This window comes from Nostoc sp. (assembly GCF_036916655.1).
GTDB lineage: Bacteria > Cyanobacteriota > Cyanobacteriia > Cyanobacteriales > Nostocaceae > Nostoc.
In genome coordinates, this window is sequence record NZ_JBALFY010000048.1 from 79,685 (window position 1) to 99,399 (window position 19,715).

Genomic DNA, 19,715 nt, shown 5'->3' on the forward strand with positions numbered 1-19,715 from the left:
TTTATACGTAGATACAACTGCTGGCTAATCGTTTTCAGAATATCATGTTAAAAGGTATCAATATTCAATAGCCGCAACTGAACTCCGAGAGTTAGCACGCTTCACATCCAGCCATTGTTGTAAAATCAAAGCAGCTGCCTTGCGGTCAATCAAACCTTTATGGCGTGACGGGGAGCGGTTTTCAGCTATCAGCAGTTGTTCTGCTTGAAATGAAGTTAATCGCTCATCCATATATTCCACAGGCAGTTTTAGTGCTTTAGAAAGTCTTGTAGTAAATTTCTGAACTTGACGAGCCTGAAATCCTAGTGAGCCATCCATTGAATAGGGTAAGCCCATAACTAGAACTTGCACCTCACGTTCATTAACGATTTGTCGGATTTGCTCGACATCTTGCTCAAAAGATGTACGCTCAATAGTGGTGATTCCCGTGGCAATTAAACCCGTGCGATCGCACCCAGCCACACCAATGCGCTTGCGACCGAAATCTAGTCCCAACGCTGAAATAAACGGTTTTGCTTGCCCTTGGGATATCACAACTAATCCTCCTGCTGGGCATCTGCTGATTCTGAAATCGGCGATGCTTCTATGCCGGGGTTTTTTACCGAAAAGTTAATCGGTTCTGACTTACTTGGCAGTGGTTTCTCTGAGGATGGCAGTTTTCCTGGTTGTATCCATGACATTCCACCTGGTATCGGTTTACGTGCCGGTTGTAGACCTTGCAGCATATCAGTCCACTGGATTCCTTCTAAGGAGACAAATTTAGACTCCCGTAGCTTATGCCACACAGAGCGAGACATAACTAATGTATGTTCTATGCGTTTTGCCCCAATTCGCTCCAAATACTCTTCTCGCTCTGCCTGATAATCTGAGGAAGCTAGTTGTAAACCTTGTTGGGGAAAATCTTGGGCAATCCGAGCCAGTTGGGATAGTAATTCTGGATACAGCCAAGTGTAAGCCGGATGAACCGTCAACGTTGCCGCGTGAGGAACTTCACCCTTACGGTCAAGTTGCACCTGAAAATAGCCGATCGCAGCTTTACGTTGGGGTTCAAATACGTAACCGCTAACTACTTCTGTTTTAGTCAGCCATTGCTTCACTGCATCAGTTAAAGCGCCGAACAAGCTGGTTTTAAAGTCGCGGGTATTGCGGTCAAAAACCTGACGTACCAGAGGTGGCATCGATGCCGTATCTAGTTGATATAGCAACTGGGCATCAGCATTACTCACTGGCAAAAGATTGGGCAAATCTGGCTCTGCTTGGGCCAATTCAGCCAGTAATTCTGGCCCAATTTCCCAGTACGTCATTTCTGCCAAACGCTGGAATCCATTTTGTCGATATAATGCCAGCGCCTCTATGTCATTGATGTTAACTTCCAGTAACCAAGTGCGAGCTTCCAAAATCGATTCAAAGCAATGACGCAAAAGTTGCGAACCAACTCCTTGTTTATCGACACCACGCTCTAGTAGCACTTGATCGATCCGCCAAGTACTGCGTGTCCGGTTAAAGGGTGACACTTGAATCATTCCTAAAAGTATCCGCCCTTGCTCTGCGATATAGGCACAGAGGCGATACTGTAGCGGGTTAGGGAACCAACTCAAAAACTTGAGTAATCCATACCAGCGACGCAGCCTTTGCATCTGGCTGATGGCAAAACCTGCTCCCTGGGGAGTAAGGGCTGCGAATGACTCTTGAGTTATGCGCTCAATCCCGTCCAGATCCCGGTATTGGACTGGTCGGATAACAACGCTGAGGTTTCTGGGAATTAATGAAGTCATTTTTATTCGAGCCGCCATTTAGCCTTAACTAACTGCTCTGGAAAGGGAGAAACTGCTGCAATAATTTTAACTAGTTTCTGCCCTCTACTATTGTGCCAAAAGGGTGATTTTAGTAACTTAATACTTAAAAAAGCCGAAAAAGCAGACCTTGTGAGAACACCATTGGCATTGACCCAACAACATCTGCCCTTATTTTATTGGAATTTTGATTAAAATTTGTATATATTTTATAGCCCTTGTCGAGAAACGAGCTTTTCAAAGTTGGCTTGGGTTTGATGGAGTAATTGCTGGCGACTATCTACCAGTGTTTGTTTCAGGGTTGGAACAAGATTGCGAGCTTGCAGGGTCATGTGAAGTTGTAGGTTAGCGACATATTCACTGAAATCTTGATTCACGTCTTCTGCGGCTGCATCCGTTAATAAATTTGATTCCATTGCCACTGTGTTCTCCTGTGTTAATCCTATGCTGTCTCTCTTCATCACCAAAAATTATCACGTTGTTTGGACTAACTTCTTAATTTGCAATGAAGTTTAACGCTTCTTAGGGATAGCCTCTGCCCCTTAAAATCTCAAACCGACACCACCTTGTACGGAGATAGCTGTACCACCGCTATCACGGTAGGCATCAAAAGCAATGATGGCATTGCCAAAAAGAACTGTATTGCTATTTGGGATCATATAATCAATGCCTGGTTGTAAAGCAAAACTAATTTTGTCCCCCACAGGAGAAGAATCACCACCACCAGCCAGCACCAATCCAGCACCCAAATAGGCATCAGCTTGCCAATTGAGGGGAAAATCGTAAGAAACCGTTGGCACAACTGCCGTATTCCGACCAATTAACACTTGAGCGCGCAGTGAAATTGGCGCTTCCAAAAGCTTGTAGCGTCCTGCTATCACTCCCCCCAATTGGATACCATCGGTAATCCCAACAGTGGGACCGATACCGATATAACTGCCATAAGCTACTTGAGCTTGTGCTGGTTTCATACTCGCCAGACTCAAAATCAAGCCAGCCCCCAAAACTGAAACCAAATATGGAATATATTTCATAAACCAACTCCTCACACCATTTTGTCATTTGTCATTGGGCATTGGTTATTAATTCTTCTCCCCCTGCTCCTCTGCTCCTCTGCCCCTCTGCCCCTCTGCCCCTCTGCCCCTCTGCTCCATTCTACGGGCAACGGGGATGAATGGCTCCTTGAGTACAAAGGTAGGCTAATTGCTTGGCATCTAAATTTTTGGCTTGAGAAAAATCAACGCCTTGAACTACAGCTGATACTGAGCCTAAATCTGGGGTTTGGACAAATTGATCTGCTGGATCTTGTTTGCTAGGAGCGAGAATTGCTCCCTTAAAATCTGCTCCGGCGACATTCGCCCCCCGTAAATCGGCAAGACTCAGGTCGGCATTTTGCAAATTAACGTTTTCCATTTGGGCAGAACGCAAAACAGCACCAGTTAAACGAGTGGCGCTGAGGTTCGCATTGCTGAGATTAGCACGATCCAAATAGGCTCCTGATAAATCTGCCCCTTGCCAATCAGTGTTAGTTAAGTTGGCAAAGGATAATTGTGTTCCGATCGCAGTGGCGCGACCTAAACGGGCAGCATAAAGATTGGCTTCGTTTAATTTCGCATCGCCCAAATCTGCCCCAGTCAAGCTAGCTCTTTCCAAAACTGCGTTTCGTAGATCGGCTCCCACTAGTTGAGTGCTGTTGAGTTTAGCATCATATAGACGCGCGTTAGATAAGTTGGCTCTGTTAAGAGTGGCGCGGCTCAAATCGATCCGGTTCATCAAGACGCGACTGAGGTTAGCGTCAGTAAGATTGGCTTGCTGCAATTGAGCTTGGCTTAAATCAGCTATTATATCGTCGTAAGTATCCCAGCGTCCATCTTCACCCGGACTTCGGAAGCGGCTACCCTTAAAGCTGGCTAGGTTAAGATTTGCAGATTTAAACTTAACTCCTGATAAATCAAGGTTGTCTAATACCAAGTTGAAGAAGGAACTTCCTGGAGTACCACTTTGACCTAATTGGGTGCTACTCAGGTCTACACCCTCCATTTTCCCGCTATAAACAGAGAGAATCTTGTTAATCGTTTGCTGGTTTCTTTGGAGCCGTCCTTGCCGTAATTCCCGGTCTTTGGTTGCAGTGCTACCCGCAGATTCCAGTTCACCCACTAAAAACTGATTCTTATTTTTTAGTTCTGGGATGGCTTGGGGTCCAACAGTTGTCAAAGCTTGTTGAATTGTATCTAGGAGGCTGGGGTTAGTTTCGCTAACTAATAAATCCGCCAGAAATTTAATGGATTGTGGATCGTTAACACCGCCCATAGCCAGAATTGCACTTTGGCGTTGCTCATCAGTCGCCCCAGAGTTGGGAGTCAATTGTTTGACGAGTTCGAGGAACTGTTGGCTGTTGATTTGCTTGGTTGCTCGCTGGGATTGTTGAATTTGAATATAAACTTGAGTGCCGATTAAAGTTGCCAGCACAGCAGTCATACTTGTCAGCCCTACCCCAAACAAGGTTAAATTGGGATTTTGCTGTATCCGCCGCCAGAGATTAGGTGACTGGTTGGCTTGAACTAGCGCTAATTCTTCTCCCTCTTGCCATTCTTCTGCTTCATCATTATCGCCAGTAGACTGAGCTTGTTTATTGGTAGCTAAGAGTGCATCTACTGTATAAGTACCCGCAAGTTGATCGTGGAGTGCGCGACGCCCCCGACGTGACGGTAAGCCTATCCCTTCACCCACAATCATTAATAAAGACAAAAACGTGAATAATCCTAAATTCGGAAAAGCAAAGCTGTAGCGCCACAACAGATAGGCGATGGAAATGGGTACAGTCCAACGCCCAACTCCTTCTCTGATGACAACTGCCCCCAATCCAGGCGGCTTTCCTTGCTCGTTGATAACCCGGACTTTTAACCAACGCTTCGGAATTGTGGTACCAGTCTTAGCAAGTAAATACAATTGCCACCAAGAGAGGGTTACAGGCGCTAACAGGGCGATTGTCCACAAAATATTAGTCGGCCATGCCACGTTACGAATGCCATAGCTGACGGGTAAAGCTAGGGGTCTAGCGATCGCTCTTTCTGTGACTACCAGCACGGGGTTAAGCGGTACTCGGTTCAAATCGCTTCTAGAATTGGCATAGACACCAAGACCGAAGGGAATTAACCCACTAGTAACCACTAACGCAATTTCAGCCGCCCAAGCCGCAAAACGCCTACTTGCTAGCAACAACGAATTGGCTCTTTCCGATTTTTTTGACTGACCAGATTGATTACTAGTTCTCCTCACAATTGGTGATGTCATCGTAATAATTCCCTTTGATATTATTTCTACGCCGCGATCGGCACAATTAAAATAGACTCAGCTAACCAACAAAAAGAAAAGCATATTGAAATAGGATTCAGAAGTCAGAATGGGCTAAACGCCCCGCTATCGCTAACAGGGTTCAGAATGGGCTACGCCCCGCTGCGCTAACTGAATTCTGAAGTAAAACAGGCTTTACACCTAGTTTTGATACTTCGCTCGTATACTTTACTTTCCTTGAAATCCTTGGTATGTCAGGAGCAATTTGTATTCTGGCTCCTGACTCTCATAACTCTGGGTAGAGTACAAAGCAAATACCTATCAACGTTTTATTAAGAAGAATTCAGAACTCAGGAGTCAGAATTCAGTATGAATTCTCTACGAGAGGCTGCGCCAACGCTTAGAGCGAGTATTTTCGAGTCGCGTCTGAATATTGGCTAAAAGCGGGTGGAATGGTGGGCGAAAAAATTAAAATATTCTCGCCTGAAAACTCATCCCTTTATGGGTAGAGTATTCTGAATTCTGAATTCTGTATTCTGACTCCTGTTTTATTGCTTACGTTGAAAGCTACCAGACACAAAAAATTTGTATCCAACATACACTAACACTGCCAAAAGTGCCAGAGTGATTACAGATGCAACTAATTTAAACACTGCTTGTAGCATCGCCAAGCCTACTAGTACCGTCACGCCCGAAACTACAAGCTTTTTAGTCCCAGATAAGTTGTTAAACCAAATCTGAAACCGCTCTAGTTGTAGGTTCAAGTTGGCAAAAATAGACTGAGGCGTTTGTTCTTGTGGTTGTGGAACTACCCCAGGTGGCGAATTAATCTCTGCCTCTAGTTTATTGAGACGACGTTGTAAGTCTTCTTCTGGTTGAGGATTCATCAATCTTTTTTACCTCAGCTAGCATACTTATTTAACAATAGACCAACCAAATTATATTTTTGGTGGCAATATGGTTCAGATCAGATCAGAGTAATGAGTGATGAGTAATGAGTAATGAGTAAAAATATCAGTCTCCAGTCCCCAGTCCCCAGTCCCCAGTCACCAGGCATTAACTTTTAACGATCGCTCGATTTGCATTTATATCACAAAATCGTGTTTCTTCCCTCTGACTTGTAAAGCGATCGATGAAGGGTTCTACGGTTGGCTAATTCTTTACCTTTGCGGCCTAGTTGTTCACGTAGTTGCTGGTCTTTGCATAACTGATTGAAAGCTTGAAAAACCTCATAGCCAGAATTGGGATTAACCAGTATGCCGTTCTCTTCATGCTGAACTGTGTCTAGAACACCGCCTAAACGAGAGGCAATTATGGGCTTACCGAAGTAACTTGCTTCTAAGTAAACCATACCGAAACCTTCCATGTTATTAGGTTTAGCCTCCGATAAAGTCAGCATGGCAAATATGTCACAGGCTGCATAATAACCGGCTAATTCTCCCTCTGGCTGATATCCAGCAAAGTGTACGCGTTTATCTACCCGCAAACGATGCGCCAGAGATTTCAATGCCGATTCACTTGGCCCTTGACCGCAGACTATATAATGGACATCAAACCCAAAAGTTAGCAATAGTGGAATGTTCTCAATTATTCGGTCGAAACCTTTTGGTTTTATGAGCCTGCCAATGGAGAGAATAACTATTGCTGTATCGGGAATGTTGTACGTCTGACGCACGCGAACACGTAAATCATCAAGGCTACTGAGACTTGCGACATTATTACCAAATTTTTCTGGTCTGATTACTGGGTTAATAACGTGGGTAGGAGTATCTAATCGGAAAGCTGTTCTGAGGTAGTCTCTTGTATAAGAACTGTTGCAAACAATGCCTTCGGCGCGTTTGAGTGTTAATTTAAATAGCGATCGCAGCACAGGATTGTGTAAAGTACAGAGAAAATCGTTGCCATGCAGATAGATAAAAAAGCGAATAGGTAACAAATAGCTCAATAGCAACAGTGAAGGAAAATCATAGCCGTGACCCCACTCTATATAACGATAGTGATAGCGAAAATAGAGTTTAATTGCTAGAACAAATGAGCAGACAATATTGACCAAAGGCTTCAGTAGACTTTCCACACAGCTACTACGCCAGTATGTAGGATGATACCAGCGATACACAGGGAACTGTTGACCTCGATCAAAGACTCGATCTCCTGTGCAACTAGCCGCCAGCACAATAACTCGTTCTGGATCTTGAAGACAGCGATTGTAAATATATTCCCCAATTACAGCTTCTTTCGGCAGGAAGATCCGGCTGATGACTAGGATATCTGGGTATGCAGCTTTGTCTCTGATTTCGGCTGTTAGTTGAGAAATATTTTCCATAAGAAATTTGATGACTATAAATTTCAAAATTTCAGATAATTTTTAATTTATTTACAATTAGGATTCTTCTCAAAGCCATAATTATTATTTTATTTCTTTGAAAACGAATTTGTAGGCAAATTTGCAGCCTATTTTAAAAGATTAGTCAGGAAGATTATTTTTTTATGGTGTTGATTTTATTTTTATTGCCCAATTCTCAAGTATTGAGATTTTCTGTACATGATGAACAATACATAAAATCTAGCACTTGTAGCCAAATTACTCAGTAAACAACTGTTGCGGAAATTACAAAATTTAGCTACTGGTTAGAGAGACGCGATAAATCGCCGCCTCTACAAGGAATTTATCCATCAATTATTTATTGACAGACTACTACGTTCAATATAATATCCTAAATCCTCTAAACTGTTGTGCCAAAATGCCAAAAAATCAGATAAGTACTTCCTAGCCATCTATGTCTAGCTTAGTTGACTGATGGGCATCATAGACATTTGCAAGTCTACTTTGTATACGTAAGTATCAAGACCATAGATGTAGTAAATAGTATTCATAATTTAAAAATATCATCCCACCTTGTAACAAAACAAGTCAGTTCAGGTGTCGTGAATAATGAGTAATAAATAGTACTGATATGAATCTTCCACTTAGCAGTGGCTCAACGCCTCATTACCTTCAAGAGAATATTAAAATAATTACTAAAAATTACAATTGTCTGTATAATTTAAAACTGTAATCATAAAATTGCTAGTCCAAAAGATAGCAAATAATTGCCCGTAGGCGTAGCCCGTCGTAGACATCACAAATTTCTATGATGATGAACATATCTTTAGGTACGGTTCCCCAGTCGAGAAATCCCCCCTGCGATCGCTGTTTCTCCACGATAAGACGCGGTAGATTGAATATGTAGCTTCTAAAAGAGAATGCTACGTAAATGCGACAAACTCTCTTGCTTGTTACGGGCTGGCGTTAGCGACATACCGCGACACTGCTCCCAAATATAGGGAGAAATCAGAAATAATAATTCCGTTTTTCAAGCGATTGTCTTATGCGTAAAAAACTACAACAAACCATCAAACCGCTGTTCAAAACCTTCTTAGCCCTAACCCTGGTGTTAGCCTTGGCTCTTGGTCACGCTGACGGAGCATTAGCAGCCCGCAGTGGGGGTCGCATTGGTGGCGGCTCCTTTAGAATGCCTTCTAGCAGCCGCACCTATACACCACGCACTTATGCACCTCCTGGTGGGGGCGGCTACTATCCTGGTGGTGGTTTTGGTGGTGGCTTTGGCTTTCCCTTCTTACTTCCCCTCTGGGGTTTTGGCGGAGGATTTGGTGGTATATTTACCATCTTAATTTTCTTGGCGATCGCTAATTTCTTATTGCAAACTTTCCGCCGCGTCTCTAGCGGTGAAACTCCAGAAGCAGATTACAGTAGTAACTCTCCTGTTTCGGTAACTCGTTTGCAAGTAGGTTTGTTAGCTCAAGCCCGTGAATTGCAAAATGAACTCAACCACATTGCTGAAACTGCTGATACTAACACCCCAGAGGGGAGAGCGGAAATTCTCCAAGAAGCCAGCCTAGCTTTACTCCGCCATCCCGAATACTTTGTGTATGCAGGTGGTGGTACTCAACAAGCCAGTTTAAATTCAGCTGAAGGTCAGTTTAATCGCCTGTCACTGGCAGAACGTAGCAAATTTAGCGAAGAAACTCTTTCTAATGTCAACAACCAGCTAAAAGCAGCCCTTGCCAAAGATGCTTTACCTCCGGCTGGTGAACTCGATAACCCCACCCGCCTATTTACTGAAGGCCCTGGTGAATATATTATCGTCACCTTGCTGGCGGCAACACTAGGTAAGTTTGAAATTCCTACGGCGATTAACAGTGCTGACGATTTGCGTCAAGCTTTGCGGCAAATTGGTAGTATCCCTAGCGACAAGCTTCTGGCAATTGAAGTTCTTTGGACTCCCCAAGCTGAAAATGATACTCTGACATCTGATGATGTGTTGGCAAATTATCCTGATTTGAGACTTGTTTAATTTCTAAAAATTTTGCAAGCGCCAATAAAAAGTTCCCCTTTGAGGGCAATAACTAGAAAACTGCTTGTCAATGACAGGCAGTTTTTTTGTAGCTATAGCAATTATCCTTTGTCTTATTACCCTCTCTTTTTTTTGAATTTTACATCAACATGGCAAAGATGCAATTTTGTTTGTATCTTTGCGTGAAAAGATACTAGACTAAACTATTGACTCCAAGTTATCAAACATACTTCGATTCTCGAACGCGAAATAATATAATTTTCATGAAACACTAGGTTCATCAGAAGTTTTAATTTCTCGCAAAATTCGTTCGACTTGATTAACTTTTTCACCTCTATTCTGTTCTTTGAAAATATTTAAAGCTTTTTCTAAAGAAGATAGCGCTTCATCTTTTTTATTGGTTTGCCACATTGCCAGTGCAAAATTAGTCAGCGCTTCGCCATAATTAGGATTAATTTCTAGAGCTTTTTTATATTCAGTAATAGCTTCTTGCCAGCGACTTTCGCTAGCGTAAGCCATACCGATCGCATTGTAAGCTAGAGCATATTTTGGCTGGAGGCGAATGGCTTCTCGATAAACGCTAATTGCTTCTTCTGATTTCTTTTGCTGAAAAAGCGCGTTTCCCAGTTGGAAGTGTCCAAAGGCATCTTCTGGGAATTTTTTAATGAATTTACGTAAATTTTCTTCTGCGTCTTTGAAGTCTCCCTGATTATATAAAGCATTGGCTTGTTGTAGCAACTGCGATCGCTCTGGTGAATCTGCACCTGAAAATTGCGCTAGTTTTTGTGCTTCTTTGTATGTATCCTGTTCTGGCGTATGCAACGAAACTCTTGCAGGAACCGCTAAAACTAATGGTGATATCCCCATTACAGCGAGAATACTCAGCATCATGCAGCTAAAAGGTTGAACAAATGCTGATTTTAGTTTGCTCTTCAGCTTCATCGCCCTCAACGCCTCGATAATGTTCTTATCTCCATGATAAAATGTGGCGCGTTAGCATGTAACGCACTACAACTGAAATGGGCGGTTAGAAATTGCATCTACACAAGCAAAACCAACCTCTGTAGGGTTTTACAGCTTCAATTCTTAGTCTGCACAGGCGGACGACAGTTTCTATAACTACGAATTTTATTCGCTTTGGCTCTAAGCGCGATCGCCTATACACTGACAATGGAAATCGTAATTTAGAATTTTCCTGCACTAGCAGCTAGCTCTGATTCAGGCAGAAAAGCTAAAACAATATCTGCTGGAGAAACACCCATCGCTATCAAATCTTGGGTTATGCCGTGTTCTATGCCGTCATATTCAATATAAACCTTACCATTTTGTAGCGTGACATAAATTAGATTTCCTCGGACTCGCCTGTCTCTATCCCAACCCACTTGCATCAAAGCATACCTATCGTGCGTTTCATCAAAGATTGGGTCAAGTCGAATATCTCCATGCGAGGGACGAAGTTTAGAATATTGTATAATTATCTGCTTGATTATTTCTCGATAGGTCGTACTGGTATCCATTGTATTACCTCTACTGTTTTTAAATTTATGATGATTAATTTCAGTGGCATTTCTGTAATTACTAGTTCGCCAATTGGTTCATTGAAAATATTGCTATAGATAGTATCTGTAATTGCCAAATATAGTTCTCGCTCTGGTTCTATTCTACTGAGTAAAAGCTGATAGAGTGTATACTGTCCAAGCGCTTGTTCTAAATCAGCAATAACAGATTGACCCCGAAAATCTTTAATTTCAATTGCGATTCGCTGATTTTCTTTTGTTGCACCGATAAAACTTCCTTGAGCTTGGTTAAGTGTTGATGCTAAAGTAGCAGCCAAATCTATAAATAAGAATCTTTCCCCATAAGAAATAACATAAGGATCGTCAGTTATTTTCCAACCATCTTTAATAATTGCTTGCTTGACTATATTGTGAATACTATCTCTTGCTGGCATGATTGATACTAGGATGTCTTTGATAGCGATGTATAACGCACCATGTTTTGAGCGTCATAGAAAGGCATCTCCAATAGTAGGAAATGCCAATCAAAAATCTAAAATTGTTTACGCCCCTTCCCGTAACTTATCCAATACACTCCGATCTTCCAATGTGGAAGTATCACCAGATACCTCTTGTCCTGCGGCTAGATTCCGCAATAAGCGCCGCATAATCTTACCCGATCGCGTTTTGGGTAAAGCGTCTGTAAAGCGAATTTCTCCCGGACGTGCGATCGCACCTATTTCTTTGACAACGTGTAGTTTGAGTTCTTTAATCAGTTCTTCACTTCCCTGATAAGTGCCTTCTAGAGTCACAAAAGCAACTACTTCTTCGCCCTTAAGTTCATCAGGTTTACCCACTACCGCCGCTTCTGCAACCGCTGGATGCGAAACTAAGGCTGATTCTACTTCCATTGTACCAAGTCGGTGTCCTGAGACATTCAGTACATCATCCACACGACCCATTACCCAGAAGTAGCCGTCTTCATCTTGTCTTGCGCCATCACCAGCAAAGTAAATATAGTTACCATCTTTAGGCGGAATGTGTTCCCAATAGGTGCGGCGGAAGCGTTCTGGATCGCCGTAGACTGTCCGCATCATTCCTGGCCAAGGATGTCGCACCGCCAGATAACCGCCTTCGTTATTGGGTACGGTGTTTCCTTCTAAATCTACGACATCTGCAATAATTCCAGGGAAGGGAAGAGTTGCGGAACCGGGTTTGGTGGGAATTGCCCCTGGTAATGGTGTAATCATGATACCGCCTGTCTCCGTTTGCCACCAAGTATCCACAATTGGACAGCGATCGCCACCAATGACTTTGTGATACCACATCCAAGCTTCCGGGTTAATTGGTTCGCCAACGGTTCCCAGCAAACGCAACGAAGACAGGTTGCGCGCGTTGGGATGGTGTTCGCCCATCTTAATAAATGCCCGAATTGCCGTAGGTGCAGTATAAAAAATATTAACGCCGTATTTTTCAATTACATCCCAGAAACAGCCAGGATTAGAAGCACGAGGCGCGCCCTCATACATCACCGTGGTTGCACCGTTGGAAAGCGGGCCGTAAACAATGTAGCTATGTCCCGTAATCCAACCCACATCAGCAGTACACCAATATACATCGGTGTCTTGCAGGTCGAATATCCATTTGGTAGTAATATGACTATACAAATTATAACCCGCAGTTGTATGCACTACGCCCTTCGGTTTGCCGGTGCTGCCAGAAGTGTAGAGGACAAACAGCATATCTTCACTGTCCATTGGTTCGGCGGGACAATCTGCTGATGCACCTTTTTGCAAATCATGCCACCAATGATCGCGTCCGCCCAACTGCATATCAGTTTCTTGTCCGGTGCGCTTGACAACTAGGACGTTTTCGACACTGGGAACAGCACCATCAGCTAAGGCTTTATCGACCTGTTCTTTGAGAGGAACGATCGCATCTTTGCGCCAACCACCATCAGCCGTGACTACTAGTTTAGCTTGAGCATCAATTAAGCGATCGCGCAAAGCTTCGGCACTAAAACCACCAAATACCACACTATGGGGTGCGCCAATTCTGGCACAAGCTAACATCGCGATCGCCGCTTCGGGAATCATCGGCATATAGATGCCAACGCGATCGCCTTTTTGTACACCCAGTTGCTTCAATACATTGGCGAACTGGCAAACTTCCCGGTGCAGTTGGGAGTATGTAAGAGTACGCGAATCACCTGGTTCTCCTTCCCAAATCAGTGCGGCTTTATTTTTGCGCCAAGTAGTGAGATGTCTGTCAAGACAGTTGTAAGAAATATTAATTTTACCACCGACAAACCACTTAGCAAAAGGTGGTTGCCAGTCTAGTACTGTATCCCATTTTTGGAACCATTCTAATTCCGTTCCAGCCAAATCTGCCCAAAATTGCTGCGGATCGGCTTTGGCTTTGTCGTAGAGACGCTGATAGTCAGCTAGGCTTTTGATATGGGCATTCTGCGAGAATTCCGAGGCAGGATGAAAGAGGCGATTCTCTTGTAGGATTGATTCTATGGTTGGTTGAGACATGGTTACATTTGCGATCGCTATTGTTACTAAAAACTATTCTTAGCTCAGTTGTGCTATACAGGGTTTAGATTTTCGTTAAGCTGGGTGGAAATTGCCGAGTTATTTAGTTTACATTCATTTTCATCTACCAAGAGTAAGCGTTTAAGAAATGTAAAGAGGTTAGATTGCAACCTATCTACCCTGAATGTTGGAAGATGTAAATAGTGTTGACAAACAAAGCCTGAAATTATGACGCTCACTGTTGAAGCTAGCAGCTTGTCTCTCAACGATGTTCATCGGTTTCTCAAACTAGAAAAGCTTTCAAGTGGTTCATTTACAGATTTCTTAACTTTAGAACCACTCTCTGAGTTTGAACAGCACGATTTATTGCGAATCAGAAGCGAGTTTGAACGTTATTTAAGCGCAGGTAAAATTTCTGAAGGTTTGGTTAAATTTATAACCATCGCGCCACTAATGCGGCTAGCTGGATTTTACGATGTGCCGATTCGGTTGACAATGGAAGATAGCATTGCGATCGCAGTCGAAGATGAAGATAGAAGAATTACTGGGCGGATGGATATTTTAGCAATCAACAATCCTCAAAGTACGATTGCACCGCCTTTTTGGGTTGTAGTGATTGAAACGAAAAATAGTGCGGTTGAAGTAGGCGAGGGTTTACCTCAATTACTCACTTATGCTTTTAAGAGTTTAGATCAACAATCATCAGTTTGGGGTTTGGTAACTAACGGACTGCGTTATCAATTTGTTTATTTAAGAGATGAACAGCAGCCAACTTATCAGTTAATGCCATTATTAAGTCTGAATGAATCTCCCGGTGCAATCGAGTTATTACAAGTTTTCAAAGCTATCTGTAAGTTACCGACTTTTGAGTAAAATGAACCGAAATTGCGGAGCGATCGCTGATGTCTGAACCTGCTACCCTAGAACTCATCTCTGATAATATTTCAGAGGACGAAGTGATTTTTCCTCCTGGCGATATACTGAGTGACGAACCACCCTTGGAAAGTGACCTACACCGAGAACAAATCGATTTGCTGATTCGCCTACTTAAATTGTGGTGGCGAGAACGGCAAGATTTTTATGCTTCTGGCAATTTGACAATTTACTATAGTCCTAACCAGAAAAAATCAGAACATTTCCGTGGCCCAGACTTTTTTGTAGTTTTGGGAACCCAGAAAAAAGACCGTAAGAGTTGGGTAGTTTGGCAAGAAGACGGCAAATATCCAAACCTGATTGTGGAAATTTTGTCAAGTTCAACGACAGCAGTCGATAAAGGTTTAAAAAAACAAGTTTACCAAGATACCTTCCGTACACCAGATTATTTCTGGTTTGACCCTGTAACAACCGAACTTCAGGGATTTCATTTAGTTGATGGTAAGTATCAAGAAATCCAAGTAACCACTGATGGACGTTTGTGGAGTCAGCAGTTAGAACTTTATTTGGGAGTTTATGAAGGTAAATTAAGATTCTTCACTACTGAAAATCAATTAATACTATCATCAGAAGAATTGGCTGAACAAGAACGTTTACGTGCCCAACAGGCAGAAGAGCGTGCCCAACAAGCCGAGCAAGAAATTGCTCGACTGCGGGAGGTTTTACGTACACAGGGCATCGACCTAGAGAATATTTAATGACATTAGGAAATTAACTAAAGACATTTTTGGGTTAAGATTTAGTTGAAAGTGTGTAAAAAAAGAGTTATCTTCTGAAAGTAGGGCATCGTTTGCAAGCACAAGAGATTAAGGATAAGCTAAATTCCCTTACCCTCCAAGCCTCCTCGGTAGATCATAATTTAGCGAGAAGATTAGATGAAATCAATCGTTGGGTAAAGAACATCAAACCAGGTTCCCTGACTGCAAAACCCTTTGTCATTGCCTTTCTGCTAGAGGTGATTACGGATTCTACAATATGGCTGATAATCAAATCATTACCTTCAGAAGAGCAAAAAGCAAAGTTTGAGTTAATGACGCCGATTGAGAGATATTGGTATGGTTATCTCTTTCCCAGATGGATCAATGCAAGTGACTCCAAGTTTTATATTTGGAAACAAAAATTGATGGCAGGCGAATTTAATCAGGTCGATAATGATATTATTAGATCAATAGCCGAAGATATAGTTCAGCGAGAAGGTAGTTTTTGGCAGCGTTATATTGCCGACCTTTCGATGGCAACAGATTTGATTGTTAGTCGTAATAATCAACCACTGTGCATTCAAGTTACAAGTGTTAGTGAAGAACTTAATCACCAAAAGTACGAAGCTTGGCAAAATACACTGCGATCGTGGGAAATCGAAAGAGGGTTGTTCTTAAGCTACAATCCCAAGGATGCTAATTTTGTAAACCAGTTAGTCAACGTGGCCCTGTATAACAGTGATTACCTTTCTGGTGGCAAATATTTAAAATTTTCGTGAAATTTCAGGAATTTGATATTTCAGATTTGTGTTCTAGCCTACATACTTACGTGCTAATTAGAGCTTTTATGGCTAACAAAAGAGAAACTCACTGCAACAATCAAGTAGATACATTTGCTGAAGCTTTAGCAACAGCGCGACAAATGCAGCAGAACTGGTTAACTTATGGGGTTGATTTTGTCAATATTTACGTTGAAGATGTGGATGGAGACTGGCTAGAAACGTGGGGACATGACGAAATATTGGGTAATTTTCAATTAGATACGATCAAAGAATTTTTGGTAAGTAATGATAGTGTAGCAGTGAAAGTAAGACAGCACTTAGGAGAGCGATCGCTGTTTGATTTTGCAGTAAATTTAGAAGAATCTTGGAGAATTTCTGAAAATCATGACAGATTATCTGCTGTGAAACACTTGTTAGTTAGTGAAGAAAATAGTGTTGATACAGATTTAGCAAATAGTTTGCTGGTAAAGTTGGCAGATATTCTGTGAGATTTTTGGTTGCATAGTGGTAAAGTCAATTGTGAATTCAAGGGTTTTGATGTTTTATTTTGGTTGCGATTGAGTAGCATATAGGCGATCGCTTTTCCAAATAAGCTTTAATAATCTTAGAGATGTGCAATCTTTATCACTGTTAGTAGTAAGGGTTTCCTGAATTTGATAAATAATGCGGTATTGATCCAAACGAACCTTATACAACCTATCCTTCAATAGATGAGCATCTTCTGGACGTGGATTTAATGCTAGTTCCTCTAACTTTTGTGCTAATCGTTGCTGCATCTCTGAGTCCAATTGTGTAATTTTCTACACAGTTGAGGGTGCTAATGCTACTTGGTAGCTCATATCCCTAGCTCCATTTTAATGTCTTCAAAGGTTGTTGTCCCCAACCCTGCAACTTCCTCTAATGCTGTATGAGCATCTCTTACATCAACCTCATCTAACCTTGCTTCAATTAGCTCATGCATCTGCTCTGTTGAGGTAATTTCAATTCCTGGTTCTTCTCTAAGTTTGTCCGTTAATGCATAAAAAGCTTCCCATCGTCTTGATGTTCCAACACATAAACTCTTAACTCTTGTTTGGTCATCCCTTGAAAATTTGCCTTAGTCATAAATATCTTACCCTTCCATTTGGTAATATTTCTATTTCAAAGCTTTGTCCAGCCAGAATATAAATGCGTTTTGAGTGCAAGCTAATAAATCAACCGCAATCGCTTCTAAAAAAAGGATGAGCTATCTGGGCAAATATTTGATGATGAGTACTACCATCGCCTATGCGGTCATTGATGGCCTTACAACTAGGGGAGAAAAAGGAAACTATACTACACAAAATGTAAAATTTAACCCTAGTACTTATGGTTAAATTTTCGTTACATAGTTATAAATTTTCTCGCCTACTTACTAGTTTGTTTGTGTTTTAATAGGTAAAATGATTGCAAACTCCGTCCCTTGTTGAAATTCCGACATCACTTCTATTTTCCCTTGGTGTTTATCAATTATTTGATAACAAATGCTTAAACCTAAACCAGTACCTTTCCCGACTGGCTTAGTTGTAAAAAAAGGGTCAAATAGTTTATTTTGAATCTCTGGTGGAATTCCAGGGCCGTTATCTCTAATCCCTACTTTGATACAAGTATCATCTATCTTTGATGTATTTATAATAATGTTTTTACTTTTGTCTGAATGAGTTTTCTGATCTAGCAGAGCATCTATCGCATTACTCAGGATATTCATAAATACCTGATTGAGTTGTGCTGGATAACACTCAACTAAGGGTAAATCTCCATATTTTTTAATGACTTCAATTTCTCGTTGAAGTCTGTGATTCAAAATTAACAGAGTATTGTCAATTCCTTCATGAATATCTACCTCTTTCATATCAGCTTCATCTAATCGAGAAAAGTTCCGCAAAGATAACACAATTTCTCGAATGCGTTCAGCACCAATTTTCATAGAAGAAAGTAAAACTGGCAAATCTTTATTAATAAAGTTTAAATCTATTTCTTCAATATTTTCTTTTATTAAATAGATAGGATTTTGGTAGTGTTGCTGATACAAATTAACTAGATTAAGTAAATCTTGAGTATAATCACTAGCGCATTGAATATTTCCATAAATAAAATTAACAGGATTATTGATTTCATGAGCTATGCCTGCTACCATCTGCCCAAGAGACGACATTTTTTCTGTTTGAATTAATCGTCCTTGGGCTTCTTTTAAGTTTTGCAGAGTTTTTTGAAGTTCTTGGGTTCGTTCTTCTACCCGTTGCTCTAAATTTTGGCGAGCTACTTCTAGTTCTTGGGTTCGTTCTTCTACGCGTTGTTCTAAACTTTGGTGAGCTAGCTTTAGTTCGTGGGTGTAATCTCCCACCCATTCTACTAATTGATTCAGGGAAGTAGCTAATGTACCTACTTCATCATTACTTGTAATATTAGCTCTGAGTTCAAAATTTGACTCTTCCGTGATTTTCCTGGCAACGTCAGTAACTATTTGTAGGGGATGGGCGATTAACTTACTGGTATATAGTGCTAGTATAACTGCGATCGCAGCTGATAGCAGCATACTTCCAACAATAACTTTAATCCGCAATATTTGGGCGCTCTCAAAACTAGCTTTTGCTTGCTTTTGTTGAATTTCAGCATCTCCGATAATCCGAATTAATTCGTCTGAAAGTTTCTCAAACTCAACTGAAAGTTCGGCTTCTTGACTAAAAAAAAACAATAGCTGCTCTTGATTAGCTTTTGCTTCTGTTGCAGATGATTGATTTTGTTCTATCTCCTGCCAAAAAAGTTTTACTGTTTCAGTATATTTTTGTGTATTTTTTTGATAATTTACTAATAAATTTAACAAATCTGTATCGTTGGTTGTCAAATTATCAGGATGAGTATTTATAAATATTTTTAGTTCAGACAACTGCTGATTAAAGTGATTAATTTCGTCTATGAACTTCTTCTTTTCAAATTCTAATCAAATAGTATTTTCTAATACAGTAACTAATCTTTGCGGATGTAGTCTCACTCTAGTTATTGTATTTTCTAAATTTTTTAATAGAGATTCTTGCTGATAAGATAAACTCAACTGCTTTTGGGCAACTGTTTCATAGCGATATGCAATTAACAAACCACTTGTAGTGCCTATAAAAGCAATACTGACTGCTACAATATAGCCATAGCTAATTTTTTGAACAATGCTCCATTTATCACTTAAGTGACTAAGCAACGTAAAAATTCTTTTCAAATAGTTTTTTGTATTAACTATCATTTATGAATTTACTCCTATTGTGCAGCCAGGAATGAAGAGTGTTGAGTTCCGAGTGCTGTTAGCAGTAGCGGGGCGTTTAGCCAGTGCTGAGTTGATACCCCGCTCACAGGCAGGGCAAAAACCCAAGTGCGAAAGTAGCAAGTACTCCTCTCCTCACTCAGCACTCAGCACTGAGTACGGTAAATAATAGTGAGTACCAAAGCAGGTTGCGCCGTTTATAGGTCTGAATGATATTACAAATGTAAAATTTAATAGTTGCTATTTAGTAATATACTTGTGCAGTTTATTGTTTTTCTGTATTTATGACTTCTGTAATATTACGGAAATAAGTTTTATGAGTTTGGTAATCCTATTTGTTGAAAAATATTGGGTGTATCCCAACTTTAGAAAAAATACCTAGCAATTAGAAATCGCAGTTCATCTTGCACAAAAACCAAAACCACCAGTACGGGTTTCATAAAAGTTTGTATATGGAAGCTGTATAATTTATCTCCCGATAGCTTTGGGAGATTACAGGGAGATTTATTATGTGCATTTTTAAAAAGAATTGGTATTAGGAGTTAAGAGTTTTTAA

23 protein-coding genes are annotated in these 19,715 nt (G+C 41.1%); 6 read left to right on the forward strand and 17 right to left on the reverse strand.

All coding sequences use genetic code 11. From position 1 onward, the window contains the following. Nucleotides 1-57: 57 nt before the first annotated feature. The 7 genes from ruvX to V7L31_RS13000 form a co-directional block, all read right to left on the reverse strand. Entirely contained in the window at nt 58-534 is a 477-nt protein-coding gene (gene ruvX / locus V7L31_RS12970) for a Holliday junction resolvase RuvX (RefSeq protein ID WP_334696595.1), read from the reverse strand. Between the two features lie 2 nt (nt 535-536). Next, nucleotides 537-1,775, reverse strand: coding sequence for a GNAT family N-acetyltransferase (locus V7L31_RS12975; RefSeq protein ID WP_334696596.1), 1,239 nt, complete (start codon nt 1,773-1,775; stop codon nt 537-539). A 227-nt stretch (nt 1,776-2,002) separates the two neighbouring features. Beyond that, nucleotides 2,003-2,209, reverse strand: coding sequence for a hypothetical protein (locus tag V7L31_RS12980; protein WP_179069029.1), 207 nt, complete (start codon nt 2,207-2,209; stop codon nt 2,003-2,005). Nucleotides 2,210-2,335: 126 nt separating this feature from the next. Beyond that, complete coding sequence (locus V7L31_RS12985) at nt 2,336-2,827, reverse strand: hypothetical protein (protein WP_334696597.1); 492 nt, start codon at nt 2,825-2,827, stop codon at nt 2,336-2,338. A gap of 121 nt (nt 2,828-2,948) precedes the next feature. Then, nucleotides 2,949-5,087 (reverse strand): pentapeptide repeat-containing protein, encoded by a 2,139-nt coding sequence (locus V7L31_RS12990; RefSeq protein WP_334696598.1) that lies wholly within the window; start codon nt 5,085-5,087, stop codon nt 2,949-2,951. A 548-nt stretch (nt 5,088-5,635) separates the two neighbouring features. Beyond that, a complete protein-coding gene (locus V7L31_RS12995; RefSeq protein WP_179064288.1) occupies nt 5,636-5,974 on the reverse strand; it encodes a hypothetical protein in 339 nt (112 codons plus the stop codon). A gap of 203 nt (nt 5,975-6,177) precedes the next feature. Next, the gene (locus V7L31_RS13000) at nt 6,178-7,410 is read right to left on the reverse strand and encodes a glycosyltransferase family 4 protein (protein ID WP_334696599.1); all 1,233 of its coding nucleotides are present in this window, start codon (nt 7,408-7,410) and stop codon (nt 6,178-6,180) included. Between the two features lie 1,045 nt (nt 7,411-8,455). Here V7L31_RS13000 and V7L31_RS13005 point away from each other — a divergent pair. Beyond that, on the forward strand, nt 8,456-9,442 hold the full coding sequence (locus V7L31_RS13005) for a DUF1517 domain-containing protein (RefSeq protein WP_334696600.1): 987 nt from the start codon (nt 8,456-8,458) through the stop codon (nt 9,440-9,442). A gap of 261 nt (nt 9,443-9,703) precedes the next feature. On the opposite strand, the gene V7L31_RS13010 is transcribed toward V7L31_RS13005, so the two are convergent. The 4 genes from V7L31_RS13010 to acs form a co-directional block, all read right to left on the reverse strand. Next, complete coding sequence (locus tag V7L31_RS13010) at nt 9,704-10,384, reverse strand: tetratricopeptide repeat protein (RefSeq protein WP_334696601.1); 681 nt, start codon at nt 10,382-10,384, stop codon at nt 9,704-9,706. Nucleotides 10,385-10,626: 242 nt separating this feature from the next. Beyond that, nucleotides 10,627-10,959 (reverse strand): XisI protein, encoded by a 333-nt coding sequence (locus tag V7L31_RS13015; RefSeq protein ID WP_334696602.1) that lies wholly within the window; start codon nt 10,957-10,959, stop codon nt 10,627-10,629. Next, nucleotides 10,929-11,393: a XisH family protein gene (locus V7L31_RS13020; protein WP_334696603.1), complete on the reverse strand. Its 465-nt coding sequence runs from the start codon at nt 11,391-11,393 to the stop codon at nt 10,929-10,931. The genes V7L31_RS13015 and V7L31_RS13020 overlap by 31 nt, the downstream gene beginning before the upstream one ends. Before the next feature lie 108 nt (nt 11,394-11,501). After that, nucleotides 11,502-13,475, reverse strand: coding sequence for an acetate--CoA ligase (gene acs, locus V7L31_RS13025; protein WP_334696604.1), 1,974 nt, complete (start codon nt 13,473-13,475; stop codon nt 11,502-11,504). A 228-nt stretch (nt 13,476-13,703) separates the two neighbouring features. On the opposite strand from acs, the gene V7L31_RS13030 reads away from it, so the two are divergent. The 4 genes from V7L31_RS13030 (at nt 13,704) to V7L31_RS13045 (ending at nt 16,376) form a co-directional block, all read left to right on the forward strand. Further along, a complete protein-coding gene (locus V7L31_RS13030; RefSeq protein ID WP_334696605.1) occupies nt 13,704-14,348 on the forward strand; it encodes a restriction endonuclease subunit R in 645 nt (214 codons plus the stop codon). A 29-nt stretch (nt 14,349-14,377) separates the two neighbouring features. Further along, a complete protein-coding gene (locus V7L31_RS13035) occupies nt 14,378-15,106 on the forward strand; it encodes a Uma2 family endonuclease (RefSeq protein WP_334696606.1) in 729 nt (242 codons plus the stop codon). Between the two features lie 92 nt (nt 15,107-15,198). Further along, nucleotides 15,199-15,885 carry a hypothetical protein gene (locus V7L31_RS13040; protein ID WP_334696607.1) on the forward strand — a complete coding sequence of 229 codons (687 nt, stop codon included), beginning with the start codon at nt 15,199-15,201 and terminating at the stop codon, nt 15,883-15,885. Nucleotides 15,886-15,953: 68 nt separating this feature from the next. Beyond that, nucleotides 15,954-16,376: a hypothetical protein gene (locus V7L31_RS13045; protein WP_334696608.1), complete on the forward strand. Its 423-nt coding sequence runs from the start codon at nt 15,954-15,956 to the stop codon at nt 16,374-16,376. Between the two features lie 54 nt (nt 16,377-16,430). Here the strand turns inward: V7L31_RS13045 and V7L31_RS13050 are convergent, their stop codons facing one another. The 6 genes from V7L31_RS13050 to V7L31_RS13065 all read right to left on the reverse strand — a co-directional run bounded on the left by V7L31_RS13050 (nt 16,431) and on the right by V7L31_RS13065 (nt 19,141). Then, nucleotides 16,431-16,664: a type II toxin-antitoxin system RelE family toxin gene (locus tag V7L31_RS13050; RefSeq protein ID WP_334696609.1), complete on the reverse strand. Its 234-nt coding sequence runs from the start codon at nt 16,662-16,664 to the stop codon at nt 16,431-16,433. Nucleotides 16,665-16,723: 59 nt separating this feature from the next. Next, nucleotides 16,724-16,849: a hypothetical protein gene (locus V7L31_RS13055; RefSeq protein WP_334696610.1), complete on the reverse strand. Its 126-nt coding sequence runs from the start codon at nt 16,847-16,849 to the stop codon at nt 16,724-16,726. A 50-nt stretch (nt 16,850-16,899) separates the two neighbouring features. Then, on the reverse strand, nt 16,900-16,992 hold the full coding sequence (locus V7L31_RS32610; protein ID WP_442944413.1) for a DUF6887 family protein: 93 nt from the start codon (nt 16,990-16,992) through the stop codon (nt 16,900-16,902). After that, complete coding sequence (locus tag V7L31_RS32615; RefSeq protein WP_442944416.1) at nt 16,989-17,072, reverse strand: DUF6888 family protein; 84 nt, start codon at nt 17,070-17,072, stop codon at nt 16,989-16,991. The genes V7L31_RS32610 and V7L31_RS32615 overlap by 4 nt, the downstream gene beginning before the upstream one ends. Nucleotides 17,073-17,281: 209 nt before the next feature. Continuing rightward, complete coding sequence (locus V7L31_RS13060; protein ID WP_334696611.1) at nt 17,282-18,793, reverse strand: sensor histidine kinase; 1,512 nt, start codon at nt 18,791-18,793, stop codon at nt 17,282-17,284. A 54-nt stretch (nt 18,794-18,847) separates the two neighbouring features. Beyond that, nucleotides 18,848-19,141 (reverse strand): hypothetical protein, encoded by a 294-nt coding sequence (locus V7L31_RS13065; RefSeq protein WP_334696612.1) that lies wholly within the window; start codon nt 19,139-19,141, stop codon nt 18,848-18,850. A gap of 31 nt (nt 19,142-19,172) precedes the next feature. Here V7L31_RS13065 and V7L31_RS13070 point away from each other — a divergent pair, with 31 nt between their 5' ends. Next, on the forward strand, nt 19,173-19,328 hold the full coding sequence (locus V7L31_RS13070; protein ID WP_334696613.1) for a hypothetical protein: 156 nt from the start codon (nt 19,173-19,175) through the stop codon (nt 19,326-19,328). The last annotated feature ends 387 nt before the right edge of the window (nt 19,329-19,715 follow it).